A 13,155-nucleotide genomic window follows, 5' to 3' on the forward strand; every position below is an offset into this window, starting at 1 on the left:
AAAATTAGAGGTATATAAATATTTTCTATTTCAATCAATATATTTTAAAATAACAACTGTTAAACAAGTTGTTATGGCAGGAACATGCATTATCAAATTAGATAAAGTCTGGAAAAGCTATGCTATGGGTGATATAGAGGTTCATGCACTGCAGGGATTAAATTTTGAAGTTAAAAAAGGCGAATTTGTAGCTCTTATGGGTCCTTCAGGAAGCGGAAAGTCAACTGCAGTAAATATGATTGGGTGCTTAGATATTCCATCAAAGGGGGATATTTACTTGAACAGTGTTAACATTGCTGATCTTGAAGAATCAGAACTTGCCCAAATTCGAGGAAGAAAAATAGGATTTATTTTCCAGCAGTTTAATTTAATTCCTACATTAACTGCTGAAGAAAACGTCATGCTTCCTATGCTTTTCCAAGGCAAAGAGGAAGAAACTCGGCAAAAGACAGCTCGTTCTTTATTAGCAACCGTTGGTTTGCATGAACGGTTGCATCATAAGCCTAATCAGTTAAGTGGCGGGCAGCAGCAGCGCGTAGCAATTGCGCGGGCATTAGCCAATGATCCGGAACTAATTCTTGCAGATGAACCAACAGGCAATCTTGATTCAAAAACAGGAACTGAAATTATAGCGTTATTGCAAAAACTTCATAAACAAGGTAAAACTATTGTTATTGTAACGCATGATCAGCATGTTGCAAAAGCAGCTCAAAGAATAGCTTCTTTAAAGGACGGCGCTCTTGAAATCCCCATGAAAAGAAGAGGTGTTGTGTTGTGAAAAAAATCTTATTAATCTTAATGTTTGTATTTTCAACTATTTCTCTTGTTTTAGGTGCAGGAGATACTTATACTCTTACTAATCTTAATGTTGTTTTACAAAATCAAGATCCTAATCCTGCTGAGCCTGGAGATGTCGTTGAACTTCGCTGGCTGGTGGAAAATATTGGCGTCAGTAAAGTTCCTGGTTTAGAATTTATGATAGAGCCTGAATATCCCTTTAGCTTGGTTTCAGGAAGTCAAACACAATACATTGGAACATTAAATGCCAAAGAACAAGGAAAAGATTTTGCCGTTATTTATTATAAACTTCGCATTGACAAAGGCGCTATTCCTGGTGATTATAATGTTAAATTACGTTATCAAACTTCTGGAGCAGATGGTTGGCAAAAGCCTTTAAGCTTCAAAGTCTCTGTTAAAACAGAACGTTCACTTTTAAACATTAAAAATATCCGCACTGAACCTGAACGTTTAAAGCCAGGCAGCTCTGGCAAACTATACCTTACCTTAGCTAATGAAGGTAAAAGCAATCTGCAAGACTTATTTTTGCGTCTTACGTTAGATAATACTCATTTTTCAACAATAGGTTCAACTGATGAACAATTAATTAATAGTTTGGATGCTGGTATGGAGCAGGAAATGATGTACACTATTCTTGTTTCAGCTCATGCAGATGCTAAAGAATATAAAATTCCTCTCGTCCTTGATTATAGCGATCAGTCAGGAAAGAAATCAACAAAGCAAAACACGATCACTATTGTTCTTGATAGCACCCCTGATTATATTCTTACCTTAGAAGATACTTCAGTTTTTACTAAACGGCAAAAAGGCAAGGTTGTTTTCAGCCTTTCGAACACAGGATCAAGCAATATCAATTTTGCCACTATTAGTCTCGAAGAGACCAATGATTATAAAGTAATCTCAAAATCAAGTGAATATCTTGGCAATTTAGAAAGTGATGATTTTGAAACAGCGGAATTTACTATTTACACCGATGATGTTAAAAATGAGATTCCCCTTAAAGTTGTTTTCACCTATAAAGATAATTATAATCAAGCGTATACGGAGAAATTCACTATTCCCCTTAAAATTTATTCGCCTTATACTGCAAAAAAGCTTGGGTTAGTTGCATCAAAAAGCAGCATTGGATTATTTGTTGTAATTTTGATAGTAATTGCCGTTGGAATTTATTATTATCGCAAGCGTTCTGCCCTGCAAACCCGTAGACTAGGATAATTATGCCAATTCCTTATCTCAAATTAGCATTGAAGAATCTTGTTGCAAGAAAACTTCGTTCTTTGCTTACCATAGTCGGTATAGTTATTGGAATAACTGCATTAGTTGCTTTGTTGACTATAGGACAAGGATTGGATCATGCAATAACCAAACAATTTGAGAAAATTGGCAGCAACAAACTTTTTGTTTATCCTGAAGGAGCTGGTGATCCTACCTCACGAACAGGGCTAGAAAAAAAAGATGTTGATGTGCTTGAAAACATGCCGGGGTTTGTTTATGTAACGCCGTATCTTATGGGAAAAGTGCCTGTAACTTATGCCAATGATCAATATTCAGTAACGATTATGGGTTTTCCTGATAAAGATACCGAGAAACGGTTTGTTTCTCATGATATGGTGCTTAAACAAGGCCGCTATTTTAAAGAAGGAGAGCGAAACGTCGTCATGATTGGTGCTGCAGTTGCTAAAACGATGTTTGATAAAGAAGTTCGGTTGAATAATAATTTTGAAATTAAGGGCATTAAATATCGTGTTATAGGTATTTTTGATTCTTTTGGAAATCCTGAAGATGATAATTCTTTGTTTGTTCCCTTGGATGATGCTCGCATCTTATTAAATAAGCCAATGCAAGTAACTATGGTTGAGTTAACTGTTGAAGAAGGTATTGATCTTCAAAAAACTGTTTCAGAAATTAAAAAAAATCTTCGAAGAAAACGCGGCAATGATCATTTTGAGGTTGTTACTCCTGATCAAATTCTTAAACAATTTGGTACTGTTATAACTATCATCAATGTTGTACTTATTGGGATTGCATTTATTTCTCTGATTGTTGGAGCAGTTGGCATTATGAATACGATGTATACTTCTGTCCTTGAGAGAACGCGTGAAATTGGCATTATGAAAGCAATAGGTGCAAGCAACGCCACTATTATGGTGGTTTTTTTGTTTGAATCAGGTATTCTTGGACTTGTTGGCGGGATTTTAGGGGTAACTCTGGGAAGTTTAATTGCATTGGGCATTGGTGCTGTTGCAGTTCAAGCAGGGTTTGGGTTATTAGTTATAACCATTGAATGGCCGGTTGTTTTTGGCGGAATACTATTTTCAGTTATTGTTGGGGCGTTGTCAGGAATTTTGCCTTCGCGCCAAGCATCACAATTAAAACCAATCGACGCACTGAGGCACTGACTATGTTTAAAGACTGTACCTTATTGGCGTTAAAAAATATTCGAAGGAGAAAATTACGTTCATGGCTGACGGTTATTGGTATTGTTATAGGCATTGCAACGATTGTTGCATTGCTGATGTTAGGAGAAGGAATGCAACAAGCATTACAAGATCAATTTGATAAGATGGGCGTTTCAAGCATACGTGTTGTGCCTGAAGGTTTGCGTGGACCTCCTTCAGGCGATAAGGGATTTAATGAAACTGATGCGCAGCTTGTTGAAGGTATTGTTGGTGTTGATTATGTTGATAGAATTCTTCTTAATTTTGCTCCGGTTATATTCAGCAATGAAGAGGAATATCTTATGGTGCTTGCCTATGATACCAATCTCGGACAAAAAGGTTTAGTTGATACTGATTTAAAGCCGATTGCAGGAAGGTTTTTTGAGAAGAAAGACCACGATGTTGCTCTTATTGGTTATGATGTTGCGTATGAATTATTTGATAAAGACGTTCGCGTGAAAAATAAAATTTCCATCAACAATAAGCCCTTTGAGGTGATTGGTATTATTGAACCTACAGGAATAGATTTAGACAAACAAGTGTACATTCCTTTAGAAAATGCTCGAGAATTGTTTAATAAACCTGATTTTGTCAATGTTATCAGAGTTCAAGTTCAACCTGGTATTGACAAAGAAAAATTAGTTGAAAAAATCAAGCAAAAACTTGAGCGCAAACGAGGTTCAGAAGATTTTGATGTTTTTACTCCTGATCAAATTCTCCGACAATTTCTTTCCATACTTGATGTTGTGAAAGCAGTTTTGGCAGGAATTGCATTTATTTCTCTTATTGTAGGGGCAGTTGGCATTATGAATACGATGTATACTTCTGTTCTTGAAAGAACCCGTGAAATTGGCATTATGAAAGCAATAGGCGCTCGTAATAGTTTAGTGTTATTATTGTTTGTGCTGGAATCAGGGATTATTGGATTAGTGGGTGGATTACTGGGTGTTATTCTTGGGATTGTTATTGCCTTTGGCATTGGTTTTGGCGCAGCTGCAGCAGGGTTTCCTTTTTTACATATCACTATTAATAGTGGGCTAATTATATTTGCCTTGGTTTTTTCTTCAGTTCTAGGTATTATTTCAGGTATGATGCCTGCGTTGAGGGCAGCAAAATTACAACCGGTTAATGCTTTGAGGTATGAGTGATTACGAGTTTCATTATAAATAATACGGATATTTGAGATATATTTATATATTATTTCGTTAATCGCATAATATATGGTTGAAGCAACATTAACAATTGGTTGGGGAGAAGCACGGAAAGTTATTTCTTTACCGGGTTATGATCCAAGATCTATTGGTGTACTTGGCATTGGAGCTTCTAATGGAGAGTTATTTTTATTAAATCCTCAAATACCTCAGCGTGATGGTAGATATATATCGGGCAATCCATTTGCTGGCGTGATTTATGGTTTAGAAGATCAACTTGGTAGACATGAATTAGGAGCAGGAAGCTTAATTGTTTCAGGGTCAAGAGAAACAGTTCCAGTCCATTATCTTAAATTATCTCAAGCCTCTTATCGATCAGCGAATGGTAGTTTATCAACTCGATTAGAAGAGTTAGGACAACCTTATCAAACTAAACCAACTCAACAGTAATTTTCTTAATTAGATTATGTGATTTACTATGTTAGTTGACTATCTTACTCTCAGAGATGAAACAAGGGAGATTCCTATTGAAAATATGGAGTCGTTTATCGCAGTCAAATCCTTCTGATCATCATCAGTCTGCCGGAGAATTAGCTGAAGATTTGAGAAGGGCGGCTTGAATTAGTTATTACTATTTTTATCTTGTGCTGACTAATCTTTGATGAACTTGATAGAGTTTTGCAGCCAATAAATCTGCGCTTGCTTTCATATATTCAACATTTAATTCAGGACTTTGAGGAACGGTATCTAAACATACAATTTTATCTATTGCAGTAAGATTATTTGCATTCTTATATTGTTTGGGCATTGTTACAGCATGGCTTGTCCAAACTTCAACTCTTTTAGCACCGCAATTTTTTAATATTTTTGCGGCTTTATTGCTTGTACCCCCACTTGCAAACATATCATCAATGATAATATATACTCCTTCACGATCTATATTCTCTTGTGTAATTTTACTAAATGGTTTAAATGCAGTTTTTGAGTCACCATAAGCGACTCTATCTTTTTCAAAATATGCTATTCTTGCATAATATTCATGCGGTCTTAATTCTGCAAATGCCCGTTCTACGAAATTTTCACAACGATGTTCAGTTCCATCATCAACAGAAACAACATACATATGACCTTTGTATTGTTCTTTAAGTTCGGCAAATCTTTCTTGAAATGGACGTAGTTTTCTCATGATTTCTTCCGCTCTTCCATCTTCTAAGCCTAATTTGAAAGGATTTATACCTCTTCCGGATTGGAACGGATTAGCTATATAAACATCAATACCTAATTCTTCTGAAATTTGCGCAGCCTTTTCTGAGTGTGGATCTATAGTTACTACTGCATTTAATCCTCCCCTCCGAAGATCATCCAGCATTAATCTTAATGAATCAAATTGAAAAAATCCTCGCTTTCTATATTTCTCTACGCTATGAGAACGCACATACGCTTCATAAGGAGTTACTAATGTTGCTTGTAATGTTTCAACATTTCGAATGAGGTCAAGAAAACCTCTTATTGTCATCAAATGATCATTAACGGTGGTTATTTGAGGATCATCCATATATACTCTTCTTGCTGGAGTTAACATATGCTCAACTAAAACAACATGTCGTCCTTGAAATATATCTTTTAATAGATTTCTTCCAGCATCAATTTGTGCTTCTAAGTCTGCGAAATAGCCTGCAACTAAAGGGGAGCGGTGATTTTTTTCACCACCTTTTGCTTCCTCTGGCGATTTGCTTAATAATAATTCTACTTGATGTTCCAACCCATAATCATCTTGAAGAGTTCTTTGTAAATTTCCAGCTAATTCAGCAGTTTCATCTCCAGAACAAGCTACTAACAACATCTTTGGTTGTGATGACATACTTAGAGGAATGAATTACTGTTTATATTGATTATCATTCCTCTATTTTATGATTTGAATTGTTTTAGGATTTTAATATGCTCTTTTGTTAACCCGCCTAAACGATAGATAACGATATCTTTAATGCCTTCTTTTTGCAATATGTTTAAATCTCTTGCAAGATGTTTTGGAGATAATTGCGGTTCATCACCACCCATGCCAACGCCAACACATCCAATCCCAACTTTGAAATGCTCATGTTTGGTTCTGGTTTTTTCAAGTTGTTTAAGGAAATAATTTTCAATGCTTTTATTTTTAATAAATGAAGTATACAACATCCCTATTCGTGTATGAGGGATTTGATAAGGATTAAAAGATAAACATAATTGTTGAAACAAGGTATCAACAAAATAGTTCTCTACTTCATACTCTGCAATTTCAATAGCGAGATTATACTCTTTAGCGTTTGTCAAAAAATTAAGTATTAATCGTTTATTTTTAAAATAGTTTAGTGCGTTTCTTAAGATCAGTATTTTATTCAATATCGGTAGTTCTGCATCCCAAAGTATAGTTAAAGCTTTTTTATTTGTTGTAAGCTCCCTCATGACTCTCTCCATTCCATTAAAATCAGAAAAAACAGAAAACCAATATCCTTCTTCTTTTTTCAAGATTGGCCAATAAATACATTTTCGAACATTTTTATATTTTTTAAGAATTACTTTCTCTAGAGTTCTGAACTTGTTTAATGAGTGTGCAGCGATATACAATTCAGTTTTAAAAGAAATCTTTTTCAAAACATCAAGATTTTTTTGCGTAGGATATTCTTCAAAGAAACTAATCTTCATTTTCTTCATCTGAGCATCTTTTTCAACATATCTTTTACTTTGGCAGCATCGGCAGTGCCTTTGGTGTACTTCATTACTTTGCCGACAACATTATTCAATGCTATCTCCTTGCCAGCTTTGTAATCATCAATAGCTGGCTGTGATTCAGCAATTGCCTTTTTGCAAAGCTCTTCAAGCTCTTTAGTATCTGAAACTATAGTTAGTTTATGTTCTTTTACATATTGTCTTGGAGAAAAGCCTTTTTCTGTTAATAAACTTAATATTTGCTGGGCGGTTCTATCGCTTATTTCTTTTTTCTCAACCATGGACAGCAACTCCACGATTTCTAATTCTTCTATTCTTAATTGATCTAATGCTAATTTATGATAGTTTGCAACTTTTACTAATTCATGTCGTAACCATTGCGCTGCCAGAATAGGATCAATCTCTTCTGCCACTTTCTCAAACAATTCTGCCAATACTCGTTCCATAGCTAGTACCTGTGCATCAATAGGAGAAAGCTTGTGTTTTGTTATAAAACGCTTAATCTTTTCGTCAGGCAGTTCAGGCAATCCTCTTTTTGTTTTTTCAATCATCTCTTGAGTTATATCAATAGGTACAAGATCAGGATCAATAATGTAACCGTAATCAGCTTCTGTTTCTTTTGTTCGTAATCGTGTTGTTTTTCCTGTCAAAGCATTCCATCCTCTCGTGTCCATGACTAATTTTTCATTATTTTGCATTGCTTGTTTTTGACGTTCGACTTCATAGAGCAAAGCTCGTTCGATTTCCTTAAAACCAGTAATATTCTTTACTTCGCTTCGTACATATCCTGATTCTTTTATTGATATATTAGCGTCTGCTTTGATAACGCCGGTTTGCTCGTCGAATATTTCCAAGTATTGCAATATTGTTCTTAATTTTTTCAAAAATTCTCTTGCTTCTTCAGGTGATCTCATTTCCGGTTTTGTAACCAATTCAATCAAGCAAATGCCGCTTCTGTTGTAGTCAATCAATGTGTAAGCAGAATCATGGATAGTGTTCGGATGCACTAATGATGCAGGATCTTCTTCTAAATGTATTCTCTCTATTCCGATTTTTTTTCCACTGCTTAAAACAATTTCGCCATTCTTTCCCAAAGGCAATTCAAATTGGCTGATTTGATAATTTTTTGCCAAGTCAGGATAAAAATATGATTTTCTTGAGAATATTAATTCAAGTGCTATGCTGCAATTCAAAGCAAGCCCTAACTTTAAGCCATAGTCAAGCGCTTTTTTATTGAGCATTGGCTTTGATCCAGGCATACCTAAACAAATAACACAAGTTCTTGTGTTTGGTTCGTCTTTGCTGTTCTCATTTTTTTTTGTTTCTGCTTTAGTTGCACAGCTGCAAAATAATTTTGATTTTAAATTAGGCTGGAAATGTATTTCTAAGCCAATTACAACGTCTGAGTTAAATTTTCCATTAACCATGGTTTAATTCCTCTATGCTGCTTGCAATCTGCAATAATTTTTCTTCTTGAAAATGATCAGCTATGAACATTGTTCCTATTGGCATGTTATCCTTAAATCCTGTCGGACAGCTGATGTGGGGCAAGCCGGCAAGACTTGGACCAACAGTCATTAAATCAACCATGTAATGCTGCAACGGTGTTAATCTTTTAATCTCGTCAAATGTTGGCGCAACCATCGGCATGGTTGGTGAAATTAAGATATCGTATTTTTCGAATGCTTTTTTGTATTCTTGGATGATCAGCGTTCGCACTTTGGCAGCTTTTATGTAATAAGCATCTCTGTAGCCAGACATTCTTGCAAATGTTCCCAACAAGATTCTTCGTTTTTCTTCTTTGTTAAATCCATGACTTCTTACTTTTGAAAAATATTGGTTGAAATTACCTTCTAACTTTTCATGCCTTCCATAACGTATGCCGCAGTATTTTGCCAAGTTTGTTGATGCTTCGCACATCGCCAGAATGTAATATGCTTCTAATGCATATTCGGTTGTTGTTGGTAAACTAATTTCTTCGATAGTTGCGCCTTGTTTTTTTAATGTTTCAATTGTTTCGAGAATATTTTGTTTAATTGCAGGATCAATGCCTTTTCCAAAGCATTCTTTAATCACAGCAATTTTCATACCTTTTATTGGTTTACTTAAACCTTTTTCATAATCAGGTATGCTTGTTTTAGATGAGGTTGCATCTTTTTCATCATGACCAGCGATAATTGAAAGGCACATTGCAAGTTCTTTTACTGATGCTGCTATTGGGCCGATTTTATCAAGACTGTTAGCATAGTCTAATAAACCATAACGTGAGACTAAACTATAAGTTGGTGTTAAACCGTAGACTCCGCAAAAAGATGCTGGAGCAGCGATGCTGCCACCCGTAGATTCACCTAATGCAATATGTTTTATTCCCTTTTTTTTTGCAAGCTGGGTAAAACCTGCAGCTCCTCCAGAACTTCCACCTGTCGAATGATTTTTATCAAAGGGATTTAGAGGAATTTGCATGTTGTTGCCAACATTGGTAGAAAAAGTTCCAAAGCCAAATGCATCTTGGGAAGTTTTCCCTATAATTGTTGCTCCTTCAGCGAGCAGTTTTTCTATCACTGTTGCATTAAACAACGGTTTATAACCTTCAAGAATTGCACTACCTCCTTTTGTTTCAACGTCTTTAACACAAAGAGCATCTTTTACTGATATAACATAATCCTTTAATTTCCCTGTTTTCTTAGTTTGTACATTGCAAAGCTTGTTAAAATAGTGATACTCTTCATTAATTTTTTCTAGTTGTTGTTGCGTAGTATTAATGTTCATGTTAAACAACTTTTGGTCCTTTAAAATAACCATCTTTTTTATGCTCAGTTAATGATAATGCCTGCTCTTGAGAAAGTGAAGAATGGATAGTATCATCTCGCATCCTATTTTTTAATGGCACTGGATGAAATGATGGTAGAACATTTTTTGTATCAGCTTTTGCCAATTTACTGAATGTTTTGAGGATTTCTTCAAATTGAGGAATAAATTCTTCTAATTCCTGTTCAGTCAGTTCTAATTTTGCTGTTGCAGCAACTTTTTTGATTAGTTCTTTATTTACTATCATGTACTCTCAATTATTTTGAGAGTACATGACGTTTAAATAGTTTTCTTAATTCAAAAATCATACATTTTAAATAGTAGTTTTACTTAACAAGCTGATTAAACTTATTTTTGGAGAGTGTATTTTTATTTTTTGAAGCAACAAATTAAGGAGTAGTGATAGCTATGGGCAGAGTCAGGAATGCAGTCGCTGGATTACTAGCATTAATTGCTGGTTTTTTGCCATCAGGTTATAGCTTTGCAAATCCTCCTCCTGTGCAAGTTGACTCTAAACCTATTTCAACTTCTTCACCTACAGAACCGTCTTCTTCACATGAAGTATTGGAAGATAGGCTTCCTGTCTGTGCGGAGCCTGAAGCACTAATTCTTGTTTTCCCAAGTTATTCGGGTGTTTTCTCAGATGATTCTTCCAGCATTCAAGGAGATAAATCTCTCCCTGAAACAAAACATACTATTGAACAACAGCTTTTGATCTATCAACTTAGATTAGAACAATATCATCAATGTCTTGCATTTATTACAATGAATAAAAGCCACGTCGAAGCTGAAAAAAAACTTCAACAACAAGTCCATGACCTCACTGCCCAAACTCAAAAATATGTTTTCTTTGGTTATAGTTTTCTTTCAGATTTTCCTGGTCTTAATTATCACGGTTTTGAAATAAGTTATAGAGGAAAAACATCCACCATCTATATTTCAGGCGGTGTTTATTTTTCTCATGTTGATTTAGGGGGAGAGGATCGTGCTGCACGTATTACTTTGGTTGATGTTATGGGCGGAGCAGAACCTGACGAGAAAAATCTTACTGCACTTTTAATCAATCTTAATTTAACGTATACACCTGATTTTTTTCGTGCAGAGCCGGTACCGTGGTTTTCTGCAGAATTGGGATTAAGCTCCGGTGTTTCATTAGGAATAATTTATGATGCCAATACGTATAAACTTGTCATTACTAATAATAAAAAACAATCAAGAAATCAGGATCTTGATACGCCGAATGATTTTGCTTTAACTCCTCGTTTTGATATAGGGCTCACCGGCAGAATGACTTTTGAATTATCAAGATATCTAGCGTTAGCATTAGGCCTAAGAACAGCATATTCTTTTGAACGCATTGATGAAACTACAAAACATCATTTTACTTTAGGTACCTTTGCAGAATTAGGTTTACGCAACTAATCTCAGTAGATTCGACCAGTAACTTTTATAAATTACCATTTTATTACCTTGTTTATGACCTTATCTATTGAAGATATGGCAATATTTTGCAAACAAAAAGGCTTTATCTATCGAAGCTCTGAGATTTATGGCGGTCTAGCAGGATTCTGGGATTTTGGACCGAGAGGAGTTGAGCTTCTTAATGCATTAAAAGCTTCATGGTGGAAATTCTTTGTTCAAACAAGAGAAGATATTGTTGGCATTGATGCCAGCATTATTTCGCATCCTAAAACATGGGAAGCTTCAGGACATGTAGCTCATTTTGGAGATCTGCTTCTTGTTTGTTCAAAATGCAAATACAGAGTCAGGGCAGATCATTTTGTTGGTGAACAATTAGGAATAGCAGCTGATGGTATGATTGCTGATGAAATTAATAAAACCATTAAAGAAAAAAAGCTTGTTTGCCCTCAATGCAAAGGCGCGTTTAAAGAAGCAAATTCATTTAATCTTCTTTTTGAAACTAAAGTTGGTGCAAGCACTGAAACACATAATGTTGCTTATCTTCGCGGAGAAACAGCTCAAGCAATGTTTATGAATTTCAAATTAATTGCCGATACCTGCAGAATGCAGCTTCCTTTTGGCATTGCGCAACTAGGAAGATGCTTTAGAAATGAAATTGCACCGCGTGATTTTTTATTTAGGTCACGAGAGTTTCATATAGCGGAAATTGAATATTTTTTGCATCCCGATAACAAACACTGTTTGTTATTGGGTAAACGACAATTGCAGCTTCCAGTACAAGTTCTTGATACTTCAACCCAAGCAAAAGGACAAGAAACTCTTAAAAAAATGACCATCCAGGATATGATTAAAAAAAACATGCTTGAAGAATGGCATGGTTATTTTCTAGCTGAACAGTATCTATGGTTATTGAGCTTAGGGTTAAGTCCGGGGAAATTAAAAATACGCCAGCATGTCAAAACAGAGTTATCACATTATTCTTCAGCAACATTTGATATTGATTATGCATTTCCCTTTGGAAGCAAAGAGATTGCAGGAAACGCTAATCGAGGACAATACGACCTTGGTCAGCATATGAAATTTAGCAGAGAGAAGCTCGAATTATTTGATGAAGCTTCTAAACAAAAGGTTGTTCCCTGTGTTATAGAACCAACATTTGGATTAGAAAGGGTATTCTTAGCAATACTTTTTGAATCCTATCATGATGATAAAGAACGTGGGAACATTATACTGGCTTTAAAACCTTCTCTTGCTCCTATCAAAATCGGCGTCTTTCCTTTAGTAAATAAGCTGCAAGAAAAAGCTCGTGCTGTGCATGCATTGTTGAAAGATGATTTTCCTAGTCAATACGATAGTTCAGGGAGTATTGGACGGCGATATGCGCGGGCTGATGAGTTAGGAATTCCTTATTGCATTACCATTGATTTTGAAAGCTTAGAAGATGATTCAGTAACCATTCGTGATAGAAATACTACTCAGCAAAAACGCGTTAAAATAGTTGATGTAAAAAAAGAATTATATAACTTAATCTAATATTCCACATTCAAAATACTCAATCGGCTGCAATGAAATTTCGATTTTTGAACCGTCACTTCTTGTAAATACTACTTTTGTTTTGTTCTGCAATTGAGCTTGTTTGATAGTTTCGAGTATTTCAGTATCGTCCAAATCAACATCATCGAGTCCTAATAACATTTTCATAGTCATACTATCATTCCTATCCCAGATCCTATAAATTAGACAGAGGTATCTCTACATAATATAGGACTTTAATAGTTTTTAGTCTTCTTTACTTATAAATTTTCTGTTTAAGTAATATTACTTAAACA

Annotated in this window: 13 protein-coding genes; 7 read left to right on the forward strand and 6 right to left on the reverse strand. The window is 35.2% G+C overall.

The window, feature by feature from the left end; genetic code table 11:
- Positions 1–73 precede the first annotated feature (73 nt).
- From HYY69_06145 to HYY69_06165, 5 genes are all read left to right on the forward strand, one after another.
- A complete protein-coding gene (locus HYY69_06145; GenBank protein ID MBI3033028.1) occupies positions 74–778 on the forward strand; it encodes an ABC transporter ATP-binding protein in 705 nt (234 codons plus the stop codon).
- A complete protein-coding gene (locus HYY69_06150; protein ID MBI3033029.1) occupies positions 775–2,013 on the forward strand; it encodes a hypothetical protein in 1,239 nt (412 codons plus the stop codon). Before HYY69_06145 ends, HYY69_06150 begins: the two co-directional genes overlap by 4 nt.
- A 2-nt stretch (positions 2,014–2,015) precedes the next feature.
- The gene (locus HYY69_06155) at positions 2,016–3,197 is read left to right on the forward strand and encodes an ABC transporter permease (protein MBI3033030.1); all 1,182 of its coding nucleotides are present in this window, start codon (positions 2,016–2,018) and stop codon (positions 3,195–3,197) included.
- 2 nt (positions 3,198–3,199) lie between these two features.
- On the forward strand, positions 3,200–4,384 hold the full coding sequence (locus HYY69_06160; protein MBI3033031.1) for an ABC transporter permease: 1,185 nt from the start codon (positions 3,200–3,202) through the stop codon (positions 4,382–4,384).
- A 72-nt stretch (positions 4,385–4,456) separates the two neighbouring features.
- A complete protein-coding gene (locus HYY69_06165) occupies positions 4,457–4,837 on the forward strand; it encodes a hypothetical protein (GenBank protein ID MBI3033032.1) in 381 nt (126 codons plus the stop codon).
- A gap of 187 nt (positions 4,838–5,024) precedes the next feature.
- Here HYY69_06165 and HYY69_06170 read toward each other — a convergent pair whose 3' ends face one another.
- Genes HYY69_06170 through gatC form a run of 5 tightly spaced genes read right to left on the reverse strand, consistent with a single transcriptional unit; the run spans position 5,025 to position 10,151 of the window.
- Positions 5,025–6,248: a ribose-phosphate pyrophosphokinase gene (locus HYY69_06170; protein ID MBI3033033.1), complete on the reverse strand. Its 1,224-nt coding sequence runs from the start codon at positions 6,246–6,248 to the stop codon at positions 5,025–5,027.
- A 47-nt stretch (positions 6,249–6,295) separates the two neighbouring features.
- Positions 6,296–7,081 carry a hypothetical protein gene (locus tag HYY69_06175; protein ID MBI3033034.1) on the reverse strand — a complete coding sequence of 262 codons (786 nt, stop codon included), beginning with the start codon at positions 7,079–7,081 and terminating at the stop codon, positions 6,296–6,298.
- A complete protein-coding gene (gatB, locus tag HYY69_06180) occupies positions 7,078–8,523 on the reverse strand; it encodes an Asp-tRNA(Asn)/Glu-tRNA(Gln) amidotransferase subunit GatB (protein MBI3033035.1) in 1,446 nt (481 codons plus the stop codon). The genes HYY69_06175 and gatB overlap by 4 nt, the downstream gene beginning before the upstream one ends.
- Complete coding sequence (gatA, locus tag HYY69_06185) at positions 8,516–9,865, reverse strand: Asp-tRNA(Asn)/Glu-tRNA(Gln) amidotransferase subunit GatA (GenBank protein ID MBI3033036.1); 1,350 nt, start codon at positions 9,863–9,865, stop codon at positions 8,516–8,518. Before gatA ends, gatB begins: the two co-directional genes overlap by 8 nt.
- Position 9,866: 1 nt before the next feature.
- Positions 9,867–10,151 carry an Asp-tRNA(Asn)/Glu-tRNA(Gln) amidotransferase subunit GatC gene (gene gatC / locus HYY69_06190; GenBank protein MBI3033037.1) on the reverse strand — a complete coding sequence of 95 codons (285 nt, stop codon included), beginning with the start codon at positions 10,149–10,151 and terminating at the stop codon, positions 9,867–9,869.
- Positions 10,152–10,312: 161 nt separating this feature from the next.
- Between gatC and HYY69_06195 the strand changes: the two genes are divergently transcribed.
- Together HYY69_06195 and HYY69_06200 are read left to right on the forward strand one after the other, a co-directional pair.
- Positions 10,313–11,326, forward strand: a complete 1,014-nt coding sequence (locus HYY69_06195; GenBank protein ID MBI3033038.1) for a hypothetical protein — start codon at positions 10,313–10,315, stop codon at positions 11,324–11,326.
- Positions 11,327–11,380: 54 nt separating this feature from the next.
- Positions 11,381–12,859 (forward strand): glycine--tRNA ligase, encoded by a 1,479-nt coding sequence (locus HYY69_06200; protein ID MBI3033039.1) that lies wholly within the window; start codon positions 11,381–11,383, stop codon positions 12,857–12,859.
- On the opposite strand, the gene HYY69_06205 is transcribed toward HYY69_06200, so the two are convergent.
- Positions 12,851–13,033: a hypothetical protein gene (locus tag HYY69_06205; GenBank protein ID MBI3033040.1), complete on the reverse strand. Its 183-nt coding sequence runs from the start codon at positions 13,031–13,033 to the stop codon at positions 12,851–12,853. The genes HYY69_06200 and HYY69_06205 overlap by 9 nt on opposite strands.
- Positions 13,034–13,155: the final 122 nt, after the last annotated feature.

It is taken from the genome of Candidatus Woesearchaeota archaeon (assembly GCA_016192995.1).
Lineage (GTDB): Archaea > Nanobdellota > Nanobdellia > Woesearchaeales > DSVV01 > JACPTB01.